A 17,491-nucleotide genomic window follows, 5' to 3' on the forward strand; every position below is an offset into this window, starting at 1 on the left:
AGAACCGTTTCGGTTCTGGGCCTGGATCATTCAGATGACTCCCCACGCTCCTCGAAATCATGTTCGTAGGCGGCCCGAGACTGATAAGTAAAGAACCCTGAGAGAGCGGCTGTGGCCCGAGCCATGTGAAGACGACCGACTCGCTGACAGTCAACGCGCAGCGTCTTCGAATCCGCATCGTACCGGCCCGGAAACAGGGGTGGCAACTCAGGTCGAACGCTTGGAAATCTGATGCCGTGTGAGGGGTGGAACACATCGTTATCCGATGCAAAATGTTGCTCCCCCACTCGACGGACGTGATCGCATAACCGGTTGTGATAGCGCTTCCAACTCGGGATCACGAGGTGAGGGCATTCGGACTCGACGCTGAATTCAGCCTTGCCCTCAGGATGGAAAACGCAGAGGTCCATCACCCAGAGTTGGACCGATCGCCATCGCCGATAGTTCACGAACCAAGTCGATCCATCTTCTCGGAAAAATGGGAGCTCGAAGTACCCCGGCTCTCCCAAAGGGCCCTGCGGACGGTCGGGAACGACCTCCACAACAAAGCCTTCGTTCATCGTTTCCTTGCGAGAGCCATCGTTTGTTCGCACCATCAACTCGCAGGGCTGAGCGAGGAGCAAGAAGAGCTGGCCAGAATTCATCTGATAAATGTCACCGAGTTCGGTGGGCAAATGATAGCTGTTCAGGTGCTCGGCCTCTTCATACATCTCCAGCCGCTGGATCAGGAAAGGATGCCTCGGCTCGGTGCCGAGCTTATGGGACGATGAACCGGAGATCGAGCGGATGCGGCCTGCGATCTCTTCCAATTGGTGGTCGTTCTTGGCCGCTCTGCGAGCCTCACGCCGCTGAAAGATCCCGAAGAGCCTGAACATAGTGTCCGGCTCCCACACCCCTTCGCGCCTCGACGACTCGAAAACGATCTTCTCGTACTCGTAGATCGTCATCGAACGTAGGGCCTGCTTGGCCTCGTTCAGCGAACCATCGAGGACTCGCTCGACCTCGGTATTGAGCTGCGACCGCAAAGGATTGAGTATCGACAGCTTGATCATTAGTACGAAGCTTCTAATCTTCGAGATGACCCGCTGCTTCGAAATCAGCATGAAGTTTGAAGGATCGAGCTTCATCGCGCGAGAGAAGGACTCGTGACTGGTGTGCTCCTCATGCGGAGAAAACGTATGGCTCAGCAATCCACAGAATAGTGGAGAGTCTGGAAACAGCTCCTGCAATTCCTTGATGAGCTGGATGCCCTGATCGCTCCCCCCATCTTCATCACTGAAATCTTGGTCGATCAGGTATAGCGTTTTCTCTGGAGGGTTGTTTTCCAGGATATTATTTCTCTCGGCCCTCCATTGAGTCAGCGACTTCTCAATCAGACGGCGTCCATTGAATAGCTTCCGCAGTACGTGTGCAACCGACTCATCAAGCTGGTGCTCCAGCCCGGATTGCATCAGAAGGTTTTGATAAACATTGTTGCGTAGCCGATCTTTGGCACCTTCCCAACGTGACTCGAAGAGCTCTCGCAGGACCTCGTTCGGCATCTCGGCTAAATTCGCCTTGCTAGCGAGCAGCACCCGGAGGCCACCGACCTTGGCGCGATCCTCCGATGGGAGTGTAAGGAGCATATCCGCAGCGTCGGTCGACGTAGGGCCCATGGCATACTCGTCGTCGACGCAGACCACGTTCTCGACCTGGGCGGAGGCTAGAATCTGGCCCAGGACTTCCCGTGCAGCCTCAAGCTCAGCCTCGGCACGCTCCCGATCGGCTTCATCTACCACCGCTACCGCGTTGGAGGAATCAAGGCCGTTGTCGGTCTGGACTTCCCCTTCGGCTGGCTCAGGCTGTAGTTCCACAGCCGCCTCGTCGACATCGGGCGTAACTTCCTTGGAGTCAACAATTTTCGTCACAGCAGGAGTGGCTTCGCCTTCTGGTTCATGAGATTCCGGAGCCATTTCATTGTGCCTCGATGCACTCGAGGGGCTGGAAACGTGAACGACATCATTCGGCTCGGTCGACTTCTCGCGCACGTCATCATGTCCCACCACGCTCTCTCCCCTCTAAGGTCCTGACAGAACCTGGGTGGTTGTCGAGACTACCAGTCTTTTCTGGGGGGTGTCAGGGCCTGTTATACCTGGGAGCCCGAGAAGTCGATCTGGAATTTGAAGAGCCTGTCCTGCTCGTTCCGAGTAGGAAGGATCGTGATCGTGCAACCGTCGGAATCGAGAAGCTGACGAACGATAAAAAGCCCCAGTCCGCGACCTTTGTCCTTCTTCTTCGTGGTCACGAAGGGCTGAAACAATGTATCCTCCACAGCCGGATCGATCCCCCGGCCGTTATCCCAAATGCGGATGTAGGGCTTGGAGACCTCAACGAAGATGCAGCCGGCCTTACTGCGGCCGGTTCGCAATTCCTCTCGCAGCCAATACTCGCTGTTCAAAATGAGGTTGTCGACAACTTGAGTCAACTTTCCCCGATTCATGAAGATTATGAAATTCGATTGTTTCGAGGCGATTAATTCTGTCTTGAGAGTCGCGGCGATCAGCCTATCCTCATGGAATTCGAGCAACGATTGAGCGAACTCCTGGACATCGATCTGTTCACGCTTATGTCGCGCGTAACGCAGAGAAGGCGTGAGGTGTCCGAGCTGCTTCCGAAGAGCGGCGACGCTGCTACTGACGTGCTCGGCGTAGAGCTGGATAGTAGCATCGCGTTGCTTCTGTCTTCCCAGATGGTCCTTAATCCTCTTCGTCCTTGCCGCGAGCCCATCGGCCACCTGTTGGATCTCATGGGAAAGGACTTCCGCCGTCAAGCCAAGACTCACGGTCTCGTAGACCTCGGCGAGTTGCTCACTCAGAGTCTCCATCCTGTCGACCAGATGCTGAGCTGTGTTTTCAAGGCGATCGATTTCCCGAAGGGAGGCCTCCAGCTCAACCCGTACACGGCCTGCTTCTTTGATATGCTCGTTGAGTTCCTTCGTGGCCTGACGTATGACTACCGATTCGGCGGCATCGGCGGGGAGTGCGCGAGTAATCTCCACGACCCGAGCTACCGCTGTTTCGATGACTCGATTGAAGTGTTCGGCACGCTCCCGCGTCTCTGCAGCCCTCTGAAAGCCGACTTTGAGTTCGCCAGCTAGCTGCGTCGTCGTATATCGGCGAGGTTGACCGTCCCCAGTCCTTACGGTCACCTTTTTGAATTCGTTCCAACCGCGCCGAACGAACTCTTGTGCCTCGCTCGAGAATCGGATGAATTCCTGCAGAATGGCCTTGAAGTTCAAATAGTAAGGAGTCTCGGTGAACGCCTCTCGGTTTGTGGTTTCGAGAAGCTGTGCGTTCTCTCGAGCACTAATCTGGACGAAACCCAGCGTGTTCTCAGGCCTGAGCCCGTAGTATGAACCGCCAGAAGTCCAGCCCTTGCGGAGTTCTAGCCAATCATCTGGCACACGAACGCCGAAACCGTCGCGGTAGACCCTGATGCCTGAGAACGATTTGATGTAATTCTTGAATTCGGATTCCTTGTTGAAGACACCCTCGAATCGATCAAGCTGGCGGAAGTTGAACGAGTCGACCTCGGCGTGGAATGGGCCCGGATCAGCTGGTTTCTCGTCGATGTAGACGAGTCCATCAATATCTTCCAGCCCGCGAGCCCTTTCAAACTCTACGAACCAACCGGGCCTGGACGACCTTCGCAGGTTGAGGCCAGCCGACGCGGGCAGCTTCAGGAGAAAGTCCAGAAACGCCTGCCCATTATCGGCCGATACGAGGTCTTCAAAAATCTCTTTCTCGTCCCCTCGGTGAACTCTAAAAAAGTCGAGCCGGGACATCCCCTTGATTTGCAAGCAGCCTCCATCAAAGTCGACCAAGTAGCGAACCTGGGCGACGCTCCTTACCAGATCGGTGATCTCAGCCAACTCGATCCGCTTGCCGTCGAGCGTCGCGGCAACCGTGAAGTCTCTCGCCTGAGCATAGGGAGAGAGCATTCTCGAGAGTTCGGTTTGAAGTCGCCTGGTCGCATCTTCGCCCTTCCAGGCGTCGACATCCTTTATGGCTGAGATGACAAGAGTCGTGCCCGGCGTCTTGCGAGTCTGCACTTCTTTGAGCTTCGGCCTGACATCCGAGAGCCTATCGACCTGCCTGAAATCCTCCCATGAGAATGAAACGTGTAGGGCCGACTGGCCTTCGGCCGTGCGAGTGATGATCTCGACGTTCTCTCCGAGCTTCTGGACGCCCAGTCTTCCGAGCCCCTTATCTCCGAGAGGGGTTCTGCCTTTCTTGGTTTTTCGATGTTGAGCTTTGAACTCACGCTTGGGCGACTTCGAGATGAAAAGCCAACCATCCTTGATTGTCCCGAGATCCATCCCTGTCCCGTCATCCTCAATGATGATGCAGCCCTTGGCGTTCGAATAAGTGAACCCTTCCCCTGGACCGGAGGTCGTATCAATTCTTACGTTCGCGTAGCTAGAATCCGCGTCATAGCTGTTCTTGATCAATTCGACTAACGCCTGGATATCGTCCGTGATTAGCTGGTCGCCGAGCTGGAAAATGATGGACGCGTCGATGTCAAACTGGAGTTCATCTTCTCCCTGATTGCTCAAGTTGTCGCCTCCTTACGCAGGATCAGGATTGTCTCCGACCGCATCGTCGAGGAGATACTGTTCCTGACCGCCATCCTCTTGGAGGGAATGCGCCGCTCAATCTTCGCCACAGGAACCGCGCCACGAGGCTTGAGCAGATCGACGAGTATCCGATCCAAGGGTACGGCGTAATCACCGACACGGCGGTTGCCGACCGTCCAGAGTAGATATGCTCCAGTGCGTAACGACGCCATAACCGTCTCGAGACATCGATCCAAGTCCCGGATGAACGCCGTTGCTCTTACTCTACGATCTCGTGGCTGGTCCAAGAGATTATCAATGGTCTCGCCGAACGCAGGAGAGATGGATCGTAGATGATCTACTACGTCGAGTGCGTATTTGCGCGAGCCACCCAGGCTTCGACTGTCGATCTCGTGGGTCGACTTAAGCCAGGAAGCGTCCATCGCAGGTTCGATATCCTCTGAATCGATCCAGTTCAGCGGAAGGTAAGAGAACTGACCATAGGTCACCGTCGAAACGTTGTCCCCATAGGGGGGCGATGTGACGAGGAGATCGTGCAGGGGCCGTTCGTGATCACTCGGATCAAGCTTCGAGGTATCCTTGAGATGGATATTCACAGCACCTTTGTAATGTCCGCTCGTGAGCAGATTCCGCTGCTTGAGCTCGCGTTGTTGCTCAATCAGTTTTCCGAGATTCCGTATCGCCGTTTCTTCGAAGATTTGTATCGGCGAAAGCTCTCGTTGGGCGATGTCCTCTTGGCTCCTGATATGGAGCTTGAAGGTAGAAGTCCTGGAGTTGCTAGTGACCCTAGCGGCCTCCGCCAACACGACCCAGAAAAATCTTCGCACCTGGACGGTTGGTAATTCACGGATCGATCGGCGCAGGCGCGAAAGCTCAACCGCAACCTTTGGCTTGTACCACTTGCTGAGCCCCGGGAAATCGGTCTCGAGCCCGGAACTGGTATCCCTACGCACTTCGCTGAGCAACCTTGCAAGGTGATCCCTGATAGCACGCGCGAAGAAGGGGCCCTGTTTAGCCCGACAGACGAGGACGGCGAGTGGATTAATGTCGTACCCCGTATAGTCGAGGCCGTTCAGCATAGCTTCCGTGAGAGTCGTGCCCGACCCCGCGAACGGATCGAAGATGCTCTTAATATTAGGACTCGCTTTTAGGACTGCTCCAATCAGCTCACCCTGCATAGATGGAACCATCATCGCAGGATATTGAAAGTAGCCGTGCATATTTTTGCGGACGGCATTGCTCCGAAAGGACCAGTATTCCTGGTCCTCGGTGGAAAACGAATCCAGATACTCCTTTAAAGCCTGATCATCCCAAATGAGCGATGTTGATGCGTTCACAAACAAATTCCCGGAGGCATTCGTGCCCAGGTGATTGCGTGGCCCATCGGATCTGCTTCCCGAGAATTGCACTCGGCGTGCACCGAGAACCTGAATCGTAAAGCGACTCGTCCTTGAAGTCGATCAACTGGGCCCAATACTGGTCGCCTGGAATTATACCTTATCTTCAGCCACGAAAAAGGTTGCGTCGCCCTCGTGTGTATCCGCAGTATTCTCAAAGAATTACGTCGAATGTACAGCAGAACCTGACTCCTTAGTGCTCCCGTCCCCACAGCCCCGAATCACCTTGCCCTGTCCGCGAGGTCAATGTCCGTCTCGTCTGGTGATTCAGAACAACGCCGGTTGGCGGGTTAACGTGCCGAGCCAGCGGTCGAAATTGGCCAGGGTCACCTCGGGGAACATGCTGGCACCGGTGCCGTCGACCGAATCGCACTCCATCTCGAAGGCGATCCTGAGCCGACGTTTCGTGTTGACCCGGCCCATGTGGACCAATCGGCCGCGATCCTTGGCCTCGGCCGCGATCGAGGCGGCGGCCCGAGATTCCTTCCAGACGGTCGAGCCCCCGAGGAAGACGCAATCGGCCACCCCGAGGCAGTCCTCCGTCAGGTGGTGGTCCTCGGCCCCATCCTGAGCGACCCAGGCCAGCGGCGTCTCGTGCTCCTGGCCATCACGCTCCCAGCAATGGAGCTGGTGCCAGTGTTCCAGGAACAGGTGCGCCGTGCCCGAGCAATCGCCCACGACATCGGGGACGGCGATCCAGAGCAACCCGGGGCGGCCGACCAGGCGGTTGACCATGCGGACGAACCGGCCATGGTCGAAGGATTCGTTGAAGGCGTCGTTGTCGCAAGCCCAGGGCCAACCGCGCTCATGCCATCGCTGCTCCAGGACCCCGGGCGCGATGCCGTTGCGCGGCTGGACGAACGAGCCCAGCCACGGGCGATCGGCATAGCGGTCCAGGGTGGCGCTGGCGCCGGACACGAGCACGAGCATCGACGGGTTCCTCCGAGGGGGCATGGACAACGAGGGGACGGATTACCAGGTCTCAGGCGGATCAAGTTCGAAGGCGAGACGCTCGGCATCCGCCTCGGCCTTCCAGGCGGCTTCCGCGTCGGCACGGGCCTGGAGCTGCTCGGGCGAGCGGACGAGCCCACACTTGCCGGGCACATAACACCGCGAGTCGCCGCAACCGCCGCACTCGGGGCACTCGGGGCAGATGCAGGCGTCCGAGTCGACGTCCTGGCCGCACACGTCGCACGGGCCGGCGGGCTCGTCATAGGGGGTGCTCCGGCACCCCGCGGGATAGGACCATCCGAAGTTCGCCATTTCATTGCTCTCCGATCGAATCATTGACGAGGTCGAACAAAGGGGTCGGGGGGTGGATCATCGGGACCGATCCGGTTTCCTCCCGGCAGAGGTCTTCGAGGAATCGCTGGTTCTCCCGGAGAGACCCCAGGCGCTTTTGCCCATCGTTGGAGAGGGTGCGTCCGTCCGGGGTGTGGCTGGTGTAGGGCCAGAGGGCGGTCGGGTGTCCGCAATGGCGGACGTGATAGCCGGTCTGCCCGAGCCACCATTGACTGTTGCGCCCGTCCGGCCCTTGCACCGTGCGCCAGTCGACCTTCGGTTTTCCGTATCCGGGCATGATTCGGCCTCCTGGTTCCTGCCTTTCGGCTCAAAGGGGAGTGCGGGGGTCGTTGTCGTGGTCGTCGCAGATCGAGGGCAGGGTCGGGGCGATCGCGTAGGCGATCGCGAGCGAGGCGAGCAGCGGGCCCCCGGCGATGGCGACGAAGACGCACCAGGACCACCCATACGGCGGGTCCGGGTAGTCATCGGCCCGGTTCGACGACCAGGCCAGCCACACCAGGAACAGGTTGAAGGGGAGGCAGATCGCCCAGGCCCAGGCGAGGATCTGGGCGATCAGGCAAACCCAACTCATGAGTCGATCCAATCGCGACGGAGCACGAATTCGAGGGTGTCGATGCCCGGCTCCGGCGTGTCGGAGAAGACCGCGGTGGCGATGAAGCCCATCGCCTTGAGGAACATGGGGCCGTCGCAACGCTCCGAGAGCGGCACGTTGATCAGGATCCGATGCCGCCGCTCTCCCAGCTTGCCGACGAGCTTGGCCATCATCTGGCGGCCGACGCCGCGACGGCGGGCCTCGGGGGTGACGGCAAACTTCGAGACCTGGAGGTGCGACTTGTGCAGCGTGTAGATCATGAAGCCGAGGACCCGGTCGTCCGCCTCGGCGACCATGCCAATGCAGTTGCGCTGGCGGAGCACGCGGAGGAACTCCTCCTCGCACCAGGGGGCCGGGTCGCTGGCCTGCTCGATGGCCAGGACGTCGGGCAGGTCGCGGCGGATCATCCAGCGGATGTTGCAGATCGGGGTGGTTCGCGTGCGAGGCATGCAGCGGGCTCCTGAGTGCCCGAGGCCGGTTCGACCGGCCTCGGGTTGACGGGGGAGTGGCTTCAGAAGGGAATGTCGATCTCGTCGTCGACGCCGGGGCGATCCGGGCAGGGGCTCGGGCGACGGCCCGGCCCCATCGCGGCCATCGGGTGGGGCCTCGGGTAGTTCTGGTCCTGGCTGGCATAGTCGGCCAGGAACTCGCACGGCGACGGGTCTTCGCCGGGCACGGAGCGGTCGACTTGCTCCTGCTCCCAGAAGCGGGCACGGGCGTCGTCCAGCTCGTCGGGCGTGGTCGAGCGGGTGGCCTGCGCCTCGTCGGCCAGCTCCCGGCAGAGGGAGGCGATCCGGCGCGAGAGCCAGGCCTGGCGCTCGATGCCGCGGATCATCCGGTCGGTGTGGCCCATGCGGCGATAGGCGGGGATCGCGGACTCGTACGAGGCGGCGAGGTCTTCGTACTGATCCACCTGGTCGCGGAGCCAGGCGGCGAACGTGTTGGCCTCGGTCGATTCGGTCGTCTCGGTCGTCATCGTCGGGGTCTCCTGTGGTTCGAGGGCCCGGGGTGATCAGTTGACCGACGGGCTCCGGCCGCCCAGCGCCTTCAGCTCGTCGACGGCGATCGCGAGCCGGTCGGCCTGGTGGTCGAGCCAGCGGTCGCACCAGGCGATCTCCGACTCCCGGTCGCCCCACCACTCGGAACCGCGCCGGTCCGGCGAGGCGGCGTCCAGGTCGGCCCGGGCCGAGGCGCGGATCGCCACGACCTGGCGGATCGAGCGGAGGAAACGGGGCGTGATCGCGGGATGCAGGGTCGGCATGGTCCGGTCTCCGGGGCAGGCGGGAAAACAATTCGGGTTGGAATTGCCCATCGCACTCGGTTTTCAGTACGATGAATCAGGTTGAAACGCTCAACCCTCTAGAGAGTATACGTTTTCCAGCCCTGATTCTCAAGAAAAATCAACCCGTTCCTGGTTTGGATTTTTCGGACGCGGAGGGGTGGCCGTGAGGGGGGAGGCGATCGAGTGGACCGAGGCGGACCTGGACCGGATGGCGGAGGTCGACGACGCGGCGATCGCGTCGGCGCGGTCGTGGTGGCGGCGGCGGGCGCCCCGGGCGTATCGCACGGTCCTGGACGCGGAGCGTGTCGGCGATGGCGATCCTGATGCGGGTGACGCGGATCAAGGCGGGGGAGGCGGACCGGACGCTGGTGATCCGGGCGGACCGGATCGACCGCCTTGAGGACGCCGGGACGCATCGGGTCGTCGAGATGGATCGGTTCGGCCGGGTCTACGAGGTCCGGGACGCCCTGGACGACCTGGTTGAGCGATGGCAGGCGGCCCTGACCGGGGCCGACATCAACGGAGCGGAGATCCCATGATCATCTTTCGGCAACCGAGCGGGGCGCAGGTCGCGGTCAACCCGGAGACGGTCGAGCGCATCGAGCACGTCAGCGGTGACGAGTCGCTCCTGATCTGCGCGGACGGGCGGGAGATGCTCGTCCGGGGTTCGGTCGTCGGCCTGGCCTTCCTGGTCTGCGGCGCCCTGGGCGTCGAGCCGATCGTCGCCGACGACGGCGACGAGGACGACGAGGACGACGACGACAGCGGGACGACGCTCCCCGAGCCGCTCCCCCTCTGACCCGGCCCCCTTTTGTTGAGGCGATCCCACCGTGCCCGACCCGAGCGGCTTCACCTTCGATCCGAGGCTCCGGCGCTATCGCGGCCCGGGGGGTCGGATGGTGTCGCGTGCCCGGGTCGCCGGGGCGTTGCAATCGGCGATCGACCAGGAGCGCCGGGCGATCAACCAGGCGAGCCGGCGGCTGGCCTCGGGGTCGATCTCCGTGGCCGAATGGCAGGCGCTGGTGGCCGATCGGCTGCGGTCGATGCACACGGCGTCGGCGGCGCTGGCGGCCGGGGGCTGGGACCAGGCCGACCGGCGGGACTTCCTGATCGCCGGCCGCCGGCTCCGGGAGCAGTACCGGCACCTGAACCGCTTCGCGAAGGAGATCGAGCGGGGCGAGGTGACGCTCGACAGGCGGTTCCTGGCCCGGGTCGACATGTACGCCCGGACCGGGCGGTCGAGCTTCGACGAGGTCAACCGGCGGCGCGACGGCGAGGCCGGTTACACCGAGGAGCGGCGACGGCTCAACGCCCGGGACAACTGCGTCGACTGCCCCCGGTACGCGGCGCTGGGCTGGGTGCCGATCGGCACGCTGCCGCTGCCGACCGAGAAGTGCGAGTGCCGGACCAACTGCAAGTGCTCGATCGAGCGGCGGAAGGCGAACACGGTCCCCCCCGCCCCGCCGGCCGGGGCGGCCGAGCCGTTCGGGGCCAGCCTCGCGCCGGTCCGGTCCGGCGACCCGTTCGACCCGCCGTTGCCGGACGACGAGGACGCCGAAGAGGTCGAGCGTGCCCTGGCGAAGGCCGGGGAGCTGCTCGGCCGCCCGGTCCGCCGCGAAGACCTGGCGAGCCTGGGAGGGGCGCCGGACGACGCGACGGTGCATGTCCGGGTCGACGGGGTGAGTCGGGACCGCGTCCGGATCGTCGTCAAGGGCGACGGCTACTATGCGGACCGGGTCCTGATGGGCGAGTCCAACGGCCAGACGATCCTCTACAACGCCTATTTCGCGGTCGACAAGAACCAGCGGAATCGCGGCCTGGGCCGGGCCGTCTTCGGCCGGGAGGTCGAGCACGCCATCCGGCTCGGGGTGGCCCGGATCGAGACGACGGCGGCGGGCGAGGGGCGGAAGCGGCTCGCGGGCGGGACGTGGAACGGGTTCTATACCTGGCCGCGATTCGGCTACGACGGCCCGCTCACCTCCGATGTCAAGCGGCAGCTCCCCCGGGCGCTGGCCGACGCCGAGCGGATCAGCGACCTGATGCGGACGCCGGAGGGCCGGGAGTGGTGGAAGGACTGGGGGACTCAGTCGGCCCTGGAGTTCGACCTGGCCCCGGGGTCGCTCTCGCGGCGGACCTGGGACGCCTACCTGGCCGAGAAGCAACAGCGGGAGCAAGAGGCCCGGCGGGGCGGGCTCCGGGGGCGGGTCCGGCGGCGGCGGGGCGGGCCGGATACCCGGTCGGCGGTCGCCGTCCTGGAGGCGCCCCGGGCGGGCCGGATCGGCGAGGCCTGGGCACGCGCCCGGCAGCGGGTCCGGCCGAATCGGGGCCAGCCGGCCGGGGACGTGCCGGACTTCGACGACGAGGACGAGGCGATCACCGAGGCGATCTGGCGGGCCTTGCCCGCCGGGCCCGAGGCTCAAGAGCTGGGAGGCGAGGATGACTGAGGTGCGGATCCCGAGCGGGGCCTGGGTGATCGAGGCGACCGCCTTGCGGCAACTCCGGGAGGGGGTCGCCTGGGCCAGCGGACGCCCCCGGGCGCTGACGGCACGGCCCGACTTCCAGGGTGTCGAGTCCGAGGACCCGGGGCCGAACTTCGCGCCCGTCCGGGCCTGGAAGGTCGGGTCCGTCGCCGTGCTCGGCTTCTACGGCGTCCATGTCGCCCGCGACACCTACGTCAACCGGATCGAGGGGTTCCTGTTCGGGGGGACGATCCTCGAGCACTGGACGCAGGCGCTGGGGCGGCTGGCCGCCGACCCGTCGATCTCGGGGATCGTGCTCGACGTCGACTCGCCGGGGGGCCAGGTGGCGGGCACCGCCGAGGCGGCCGACCTGGTCCGGGCCGTCGACCGGGCCAAGCCGGTCTGGGCCTACACCTCGGGCACGATGGCCTCGGGCGCCTACTGGATCGGCTCGACGGCGCGGCGGGTCGTGGCCCACCCGGCGGCGGAGCTGGGCTCGATCGGGGCGCTGGTGACGGTCGTCGACCAGGACCCGGAATGGCTCCGGGAGCACGCGGGGGTCCTGCTCAACACCTTCGTCGCCGTCCAGGGGCCGAACAAGGACCCGGACCCGAACGACCCGGCCGGGGCCGAGCTCTGGCAGGACCGCATCGACGCGCTGGGCGAGAAGTTCGTCGCGGCGGTCGCGGGCAATCGCAAGGTCTCCGAGGCCAAGGTGCGTCGGGACTTCGGCGCGGGCTGGGTCATGACCGGCTCGGCGGCCCTGGAGGCGGGCATGGTCGACCAGCTCGGGACGCTCGAGGACGCGATCCGGGGCATCGGCCAGGACCCCGGGCGTCGGCCGAGGGCCCGGGCGGCCCGGGCGCCATCGCAAGCCAAGGCGAGCCCCTCGGGGGGGAGCGCCACCACCGGGCGGGCGGGTCGCCTCCCGGTCGTCCGCGGGAAGGTCCGGCCGCGTTGATCGGACCAGGAACGCTCGATCTCAACCCCTGGTGAGGACATGAGTCTCATGGGATGGTTCAAGAAGAAGACGGCGGCCGGCAAGTACCGGCTCGAGAACGAACAGGGGCACGCCCTGGTCGACGAGCAGGACAACCCGATCGAGTTCGAGGACGCCGACGCCGAGGCCGAGGCACGGACCAAGGCGCCGAAGGTCGAAGAGGTGGCCGGGGAGCTGCTGAAGGCCGAGCCGGATCCGGCCCTGGCCGAGATGCAGGCGAAGCTGGACGCCAGCCAGAAGAAGATCGACAGCCTGATCGGCATGGTCAACAAGCTGGTGGAGGCCAACACGACCTCGATCAAGGACCAGGCCGAGGCGCTGACCCGGAACCTGATCAAGGCGAACAAGATCGTCCCGGCGCAGGCGTCGGCGATCCAGGCCACCTACACCGCGCTGGCCGAGTCCGACGCCGCGAACGGGACGAAGCTGGCCGAGGGGTACGTCGCCCAGCTCTCCGGCGGCGAGGGCCACGGCTGGACGGCCGAGCACGTCGCGCCGGGCCGGCAGCACAAGAACGCCGCGATGGGAGGGCTCGAAGCCCTGGGCCCCTCGGGGGGCACCGTGGCCAAGGTCAACCTGGAGGGCGGGCGATCGGTGCTCGACCCGGGCGAGGGCACTGAACGGGTCGGGGGCAATGCCCCGACGGCCGAGCGGATGGCCCAATTGCTCGGCATGACGACGACCGGGCAGGCGGCGTTGGCTCGGATTCGGTCCGGCGAACTCGACGTCGCGGCCCTGAAACAGCGAGTCGGCCTGACGCGCTGAGGCCCAGGCCGCGATCGGTTCCCAGGGGGTGGTACGGATTCGGTTCGTCTTTGAGAGGGAGAAATTCTCATGTTTCAGCCGGGGGCGGTCATCACCTTCGACCCTCGGGTCGTCCGGGACGAGATCCACGGGGGGTTCTGCCTCCCGGTCAATCTCCCCCCGAACGTATCCCTGTCGCGCGGGACGCTGCTCGGGCAGCGGATCGGCGCCCAGAATCACACCTTCACGCTGTCGGTCAGCGACACCGTCGGCGGGGGCATCTGGCGGCTCTCGGCCGTCGATCCCCTCACGGGCCTGGCCCGGGAGACCGAGGATCTCGACCACGACATCTCGAACGCCGACCTGGCCACGGCGCTCGAAGCGATCTACGGATCGGGCAACGTGGCGGTCACCGGCTCGGCCCTGCCGACCGGCCCGCTGACGATCACGCTCCAGAACCAACTGGCCGGGTTCCCGGCGACGTCGCCCACCCTGACCGTCTCGGCCTTGACCGGGGGCGGGTCGTACGACATCGCCACGGGACAGGTCGGGCGATCGGCCGGGACGTATGAGGCCTATGCGAGCTTGAAGCTGGCCAACCCGGCGGCGGCCCCGACCGCCTCGGGGACCGGGTCGGCGGGCGGGTATGCGGCCGGGTCGTACAACGTCCAGGTCGCCTATGAGACGGCCGAGGGGGAGACGGCGGGCTCCCCGGTGGCGTCGATCGCCATGACCAGCGCCCAGCAACTGAGGATCGGCCAGATCACCGGCCTGAGCGCCCGGGTGACGCGGGTCAACGTCTACGTCAACGGCAACCACGCCGGGGCGATCACCCCGAGCGGGGGGACCGCGGCCCAGACGGACTTCACCCTCACGGCCGGCTCGGTCATCCCGGGCAAGCGGATCCCGCGGCACAACAGCACGGGCAACCCCCGCTGCGTCCTGCCGCGCACGGTGGCCACCGACGCGCACGGCCTGATCACCCTCGGGGAGCAGGCGTCCGGCTACCTCAACGAGAAGGGGGACAAGAGCATCACCGCGTTCTTCGCCGGGACCTTCCGGACGCAGGATCTGGTCGGGCTCGACGCCGACGCCGCGCACATCCTCGGCCGGATGCTCAAGGGCACCCTGGGCGACGGCCTGATCCTGATCTTCTGATCGATCGGGGCGCGCCGAGTCGGCGCGCCCCGGCAGCGGACCTTTCACCACGGAGCACTGGCCCGGGGTCGTCACCAGACAGCCGGGCGAATCGGGAGCCTTTCACCCATGCAACAAGACCTCGTCTTCCCGACTTCGGCCGAGCTGACGGAGATCGACCCCGTCCTCTTCGACAAGCTCACGCTGAACGACCCGATCTTCCAGTTCTTCCCCCTGGAGAACGACCCGATCCCGCGCCTCGTCTGGCGACAGGCCGACCCGACGACGGGACTGATGCAGTTCCGGGGGCTCGACGGGGAACCCCGCCTGGTCCCCAACAAGGGCTTCGCCCAGTTCGAGGCCAAGCCCGGCGTCTTCGGCGAGAAGATGGTCATCGACGAGACGGAGATGACGCTCCGGGCCCGGATGGGGTCCTGGAGCGACTCGATCGACGTCTCGAGCCTGGTCACCGAGCGCCAGGAGATGCTGTTGCATCGCCAGGTCAGCCGGATCAAGTGGCTGATCTGGACCCTGGTCTCGACCGGGTCCTATGTCGTGCTGGATCAGACCGGCGAGGTCGTCGACTTCGCGGCCTACGACCCCAAGGTGTATGTGGCCCCGATCGGCTGGGGGAACCAGGCGACGGCCCGCATCCTGGCCGACTTCCGGGCGGTCAAGCTGCTCGCCCGGGGGCAGTCGGTCACCTTCGGCGCCGGCTCGGTCGCCATGATGACCGAGGCGACCGCCCAGAAGATGTACGGCAACACCAACGGCAACGACCTGGGCGGGCGTCGGGCCGAGGGGCTCTCCTCGGTCGACGGCCTGGCCCCGACCAACCGGATCCTGGAGCGGGAAGACCTGCCCCAGGTCCAGATCTACGAGGGCGGCTACCTCGACGACCTCGGGGTCTGGCAGACCTGGATCCCGGATGACTACGTCGTCGTCTTCGGCCGTCGCGAGAACAACGCGCGGCTCGGGGCCTTCCGCTACACGCTCAATCGGGTCAACCCCGGCATGTCGGCGGCCCCCTACGTCCGGGTCGTGCCCAAGGGGATGAACTCGGACCAGGAACCCCCGCCCCGCATCGAGGTCCACCGCGGCTTCAACGGCGGCCCGGTCGTCTTCTACGGCGGCGCCGTCGTGATCATGAAGGTCGCCTGATCGGTCGGCGATCGGGCCCGTGGAACGTGTCGAGTCAGTCGCGCCGCCCCGGCCGGGATTCACCCCGGCCGGGGCGGTCACCCAGACGAAGAGGGACGCATGAGCAAGTCATTCGGCACCAATCCGATCGGCGAGGCGTTCGAGTCGTTCCGGAAGAAGGACGACGGGGCGCGGTTCAAGGTGCTCGTGAGCCGGTGCGGATCGGCCTCGAAGGGGGAGATCATCCGGGCGGCCGACCTGGGCCCGGGCGCCGAGATCGACCGGCTGGTCGAGACCGGGGCGATCGGCGTGATCCACGGGGGGCGGGAGACGGTCGAACAGTCGATGCCCGGCCGGGAACCGGTGATCGAGCAGCGGACCGACCCGAAGAAGAAGCCCGAGCTGCCCAGGAGCCTGAAGCCGGAGCCGGGGACCGCGTTGAAGGACGACTGAGCGATCGGCGACCGGGCGAAGGGGGCTGAGGGATGGGCACCTGGGACGGCTTGTTCTGCACCGACGAGGACATCGCGATCGAGGCGTCCAACGACTGGCCGCTCCTGTTCGCCGAGCCGATCCTGGCGATCGGCCGGGACGGGGCGGTCGCGGCGGCCAGCCCCTGGGTGCTCGCCTCGCCCTCGAACGACTTCGAGGCGCAGGGGGTCGCCCCGGGGCACCTCTGTTTCCTGTCGGACCTCGGGGACGTGGCCGACGGGGCCGTGCCCTACCGGGACCAGCTCCTGGCCGTCGCGGCGGTCGCCGGGTCGATCATGACGCTCCGGCCACTGGGCAGCTCGGGAGGGGGCGTCCCACCGGGGTTGCTCGGCGACCTGGCCTCGGTCCGGTTCCAGGTCTCGACGGCGCGGCCCCGGATCGACCGGGCCACCGACTCGATCGCCCGGCACCTGCAGTTCCGGGGGCTGGGACCGTCGGTGGCGGGCCTGGACCTGCGCCGGGCGTGCGTCCTGAAGGTCTTGTGCCAGCGGTGCCGGGACCTGTCTCGCCTGATCGTCTCCGAGGAACGGAGCCAGTGGGCCGAGAAGGCGCGGATGTACTGCGAGGCGGCCGACGCGGAGCTGGGCGCGGTGCTCGCCTCCCAGGCGTCCCGTCCGGCCCGGGCGCGGCCCGCCTTCGGCATCCAGGAAGACGACTTCACCGGCCGTCCCCGGGAGTTCTGGGAGAAGGGGGGCAACCTTGGCTGGTGACGCCGGCCCCGGCCCGGGGGACATCGAATACCGGATCTATGCCAACGACGGCGAAGGCGGGCCGATCGACCTGTCGGCGCCCTGGAAGACGACGCGCGCCGAGGACTCCGTCGCGGGGCCGTCGCTGACGCCCGACGCGCACTGGAGATTCCTGGTCCGGGCGTATGACCGGGACCTGGGCCTGGAAGAGGACGGGACCGACGCGGTCGTCGAGCTGATCACCGACGGCGACGGCAACGACGTGACGCTCCGGCCGAGGCCGGTGCAATTCGCGATGGCGATGCCCGGCGAGGCGGGCGAGCTGGTCGTGCTCTGGTCCTCCCTCTGGGTCCGGGACGCCCGGGCGGCCTCGGAGTTCCGCGTCTGGGCGGCGGCCGACCCGGGCCCGATCGACTTCGACGCCCCCCCCTCGGCGGTCGTCCCGGTCCTGGGCGGCAAGGCCTCGTATCGGGTCACGGTGCCCGGCCTGACGCCGGGCCAGGCGTACCTGGTCGCCGTCCGGGCGGCCAACGCGGTCGCGGACGACGGGACCGCCGCGCCGGTCGCCGGCCAGGCGGGCGCGGCGGCCGCGACGGGCGATGCCCCGGTCGCCGCGGCGGCCGACCCGTCCTTCGGATGAGG

Annotated in this window: 20 protein-coding genes; 10 read left to right on the forward strand and 10 right to left on the reverse strand. The window is 65.2% G+C overall.

The genetic code is table 11. The annotated features are described in order from the left end of the window. Positions 1-26 precede the first annotated feature (26 nt). The 10 genes from AB1L88_RS15590 to AB1L88_RS15635 all read right to left on the reverse strand — a co-directional run bounded on the left by AB1L88_RS15590 (position 27) and on the right by AB1L88_RS15635 (position 9,167). The gene (locus AB1L88_RS15590; protein ID WP_367097598.1) at positions 27-2,042 is read right to left on the reverse strand and encodes a hypothetical protein; all 2,016 of its coding nucleotides are present in this window, start codon (positions 2,040-2,042) and stop codon (positions 27-29) included. Between the two features lie 83 nt (positions 2,043-2,125). Then, a complete protein-coding gene (locus tag AB1L88_RS15595; protein WP_367097599.1) occupies positions 2,126-4,594 on the reverse strand; it encodes a sensor histidine kinase in 2,469 nt (822 codons plus the stop codon). Continuing rightward, positions 4,591-5,952, reverse strand: a complete 1,362-nt coding sequence (locus AB1L88_RS15600) for a DNA methyltransferase (protein WP_367097600.1) — start codon at positions 5,950-5,952, stop codon at positions 4,591-4,593. The genes AB1L88_RS15595 and AB1L88_RS15600 overlap by 4 nt, the downstream gene beginning before the upstream one ends. 327 nt (positions 5,953-6,279) lie before the next feature. Continuing rightward, positions 6,280-6,942, reverse strand: coding sequence for a hypothetical protein (locus AB1L88_RS15605; protein WP_367097601.1), 663 nt, complete (start codon positions 6,940-6,942; stop codon positions 6,280-6,282). Positions 6,943-6,984: 42 nt separating this feature from the next. After that, positions 6,985-7,275: a hypothetical protein gene (locus tag AB1L88_RS15610; protein WP_367097602.1), complete on the reverse strand. Its 291-nt coding sequence runs from the start codon at positions 7,273-7,275 to the stop codon at positions 6,985-6,987. 1 nt (position 7,276) lies between these two features. Further along, positions 7,277-7,591: a hypothetical protein gene (locus AB1L88_RS15615; protein WP_367097603.1), complete on the reverse strand. Its 315-nt coding sequence runs from the start codon at positions 7,589-7,591 to the stop codon at positions 7,277-7,279. Between the two features lie 30 nt (positions 7,592-7,621). Beyond that, the gene (locus AB1L88_RS15620) at positions 7,622-7,885 is read right to left on the reverse strand and encodes a hypothetical protein (protein ID WP_367097604.1); all 264 of its coding nucleotides are present in this window, start codon (positions 7,883-7,885) and stop codon (positions 7,622-7,624) included. Next, on the reverse strand, positions 7,882-8,355 hold the full coding sequence (locus AB1L88_RS15625; protein WP_367097605.1) for a GNAT family N-acetyltransferase: 474 nt from the start codon (positions 8,353-8,355) through the stop codon (positions 7,882-7,884). The genes AB1L88_RS15620 and AB1L88_RS15625 overlap by 4 nt, the downstream gene beginning before the upstream one ends. Positions 8,356-8,417: 62 nt before the next feature. After that, positions 8,418-8,882, reverse strand: a complete 465-nt coding sequence (locus AB1L88_RS15630; protein ID WP_367097606.1) for a hypothetical protein — start codon at positions 8,880-8,882, stop codon at positions 8,418-8,420. Between the two features lie 36 nt (positions 8,883-8,918). Then, entirely contained in the window at positions 8,919-9,167 is a 249-nt protein-coding gene (locus tag AB1L88_RS15635; RefSeq protein ID WP_367097607.1) for a hypothetical protein, read from the reverse strand. Positions 9,168-9,499: 332 nt separating this feature from the next. Between AB1L88_RS15635 and AB1L88_RS15640 the strand changes: the two genes are divergently transcribed. The 10 genes from AB1L88_RS15640 to AB1L88_RS15685 all read left to right on the forward strand — a co-directional run bounded on the left by AB1L88_RS15640 (position 9,500) and on the right by AB1L88_RS15685 (position 17,489). Then, a complete protein-coding gene (locus AB1L88_RS15640; protein WP_367097608.1) occupies positions 9,500-9,727 on the forward strand; it encodes a hypothetical protein in 228 nt (75 codons plus the stop codon). Continuing rightward, positions 9,724-9,987, forward strand: a complete 264-nt coding sequence (locus AB1L88_RS15645; protein ID WP_367097609.1) for a hypothetical protein — start codon at positions 9,724-9,726, stop codon at positions 9,985-9,987. The genes AB1L88_RS15640 and AB1L88_RS15645 overlap by 4 nt, the downstream gene beginning before the upstream one ends. Positions 9,988-10,018: 31 nt before the next feature. Further along, the gene (locus AB1L88_RS15650; protein ID WP_367097610.1) at positions 10,019-11,632 is read left to right on the forward strand and encodes a hypothetical protein; all 1,614 of its coding nucleotides are present in this window, start codon (positions 10,019-10,021) and stop codon (positions 11,630-11,632) included. Then, entirely contained in the window at positions 11,625-12,608 is a 984-nt protein-coding gene (locus AB1L88_RS15655; RefSeq protein WP_367097611.1) for a S49 family peptidase, read from the forward strand. Before AB1L88_RS15650 ends, AB1L88_RS15655 begins: the two co-directional genes overlap by 8 nt. 48 nt (positions 12,609-12,656) lie before the next feature. Next, on the forward strand, positions 12,657-13,412 hold the full coding sequence (locus AB1L88_RS15660) for a hypothetical protein (RefSeq protein ID WP_367097612.1): 756 nt from the start codon (positions 12,657-12,659) through the stop codon (positions 13,410-13,412). A gap of 69 nt (positions 13,413-13,481) precedes the next feature. After that, entirely contained in the window at positions 13,482-14,549 is a 1,068-nt protein-coding gene (locus AB1L88_RS15665; RefSeq protein ID WP_367097613.1) for a hypothetical protein, read from the forward strand. Between the two features lie 108 nt (positions 14,550-14,657). Then, positions 14,658-15,689: a major capsid protein gene (locus tag AB1L88_RS15670; protein WP_367097614.1), complete on the forward strand. Its 1,032-nt coding sequence runs from the start codon at positions 14,658-14,660 to the stop codon at positions 15,687-15,689. Between the two features lie 99 nt (positions 15,690-15,788). Beyond that, positions 15,789-16,121 carry a hypothetical protein gene (locus AB1L88_RS15675; RefSeq protein ID WP_367097615.1) on the forward strand — a complete coding sequence of 111 codons (333 nt, stop codon included), beginning with the start codon at positions 15,789-15,791 and terminating at the stop codon, positions 16,119-16,121. Between the two features lie 32 nt (positions 16,122-16,153). Beyond that, complete coding sequence (locus AB1L88_RS15680) at positions 16,154-16,870, forward strand: hypothetical protein (protein ID WP_367097616.1); 717 nt, start codon at positions 16,154-16,156, stop codon at positions 16,868-16,870. Then, complete coding sequence (locus AB1L88_RS15685; RefSeq protein WP_367097617.1) at positions 16,860-17,489, forward strand: hypothetical protein; 630 nt, start codon at positions 16,860-16,862, stop codon at positions 17,487-17,489. The genes AB1L88_RS15680 and AB1L88_RS15685 overlap by 11 nt, the downstream gene beginning before the upstream one ends. Positions 17,490-17,491: the final 2 nt, after the last annotated feature.

Origin of the sequence: Tautonia sp. JC769, assembly GCF_040717455.1 — a bacterium.
GTDB lineage: Bacteria > Planctomycetota > Planctomycetia > Isosphaerales > Isosphaeraceae > Tautonia.

Bases quoted from the DNA above. Each gene is read 5' to 3' on its own strand.
- AB1L88_RS15670 (WP_367097614.1), top strand. From the start codon at position 14,658: ATGCAACAAGACCTCGTCTTCCCGACTTCGGCCGAGCTGACGGAGATC.
- AB1L88_RS15645 (WP_367097609.1), top strand. From the start codon at position 9,724: ATGATCATCTTTCGGCAACCGAGCGGGGCGCAGGTCGCGGTCAACCCG.
- AB1L88_RS15610 (WP_367097602.1), bottom strand. From the start codon at position 7,275: ATGGCGAACTTCGGATGGTCCTATCCCGCGGGGTGCCGGAGCACCCCC.
- AB1L88_RS15620 (WP_367097604.1), bottom strand. From the start codon at position 7,885: ATGAGTTGGGTTTGCCTGATCGCCCAGATCCTCGCCTGGGCCTGGGCG.
- AB1L88_RS15660 (WP_367097612.1), top strand. From the start codon at position 12,657: ATGGGATGGTTCAAGAAGAAGACGGCGGCCGGCAAGTACCGGCTCGAG.
- AB1L88_RS15640 (WP_367097608.1), top strand. From the start codon at position 9,500: ATGGCGATCCTGATGCGGGTGACGCGGATCAAGGCGGGGGAGGCGGAC.
- AB1L88_RS15675 (WP_367097615.1), top strand. From the start codon at position 15,789: ATGAGCAAGTCATTCGGCACCAATCCGATCGGCGAGGCGTTCGAGTCG.
- AB1L88_RS15625 (WP_367097605.1), bottom strand. From the start codon at position 8,355: ATGCCTCGCACGCGAACCACCCCGATCTGCAACATCCGCTGGATGATC.
- AB1L88_RS15605 (WP_367097601.1), bottom strand. From the start codon at position 6,942: ATGCTCGTGCTCGTGTCCGGCGCCAGCGCCACCCTGGACCGCTATGCC.
- AB1L88_RS15655 (WP_367097611.1), top strand. From the start codon at position 11,625: ATGACTGAGGTGCGGATCCCGAGCGGGGCCTGGGTGATCGAGGCGACC.
- AB1L88_RS15680 (WP_367097616.1), top strand. From the start codon at position 16,154: ATGGGCACCTGGGACGGCTTGTTCTGCACCGACGAGGACATCGCGATC.
- AB1L88_RS15635 (WP_367097607.1), bottom strand. From the start codon at position 9,167: ATGCCGACCCTGCATCCCGCGATCACGCCCCGTTTCCTCCGCTCGATC.
- AB1L88_RS15630 (WP_367097606.1), bottom strand. From the start codon at position 8,882: ATGACGACCGAGACGACCGAATCGACCGAGGCCAACACGTTCGCCGCC.
- AB1L88_RS15615 (WP_367097603.1), bottom strand. From the start codon at position 7,591: ATGCCCGGATACGGAAAACCGAAGGTCGACTGGCGCACGGTGCAAGGG.
- AB1L88_RS15665 (WP_367097613.1), top strand. From the start codon at position 13,482: ATGTTTCAGCCGGGGGCGGTCATCACCTTCGACCCTCGGGTCGTCCGG.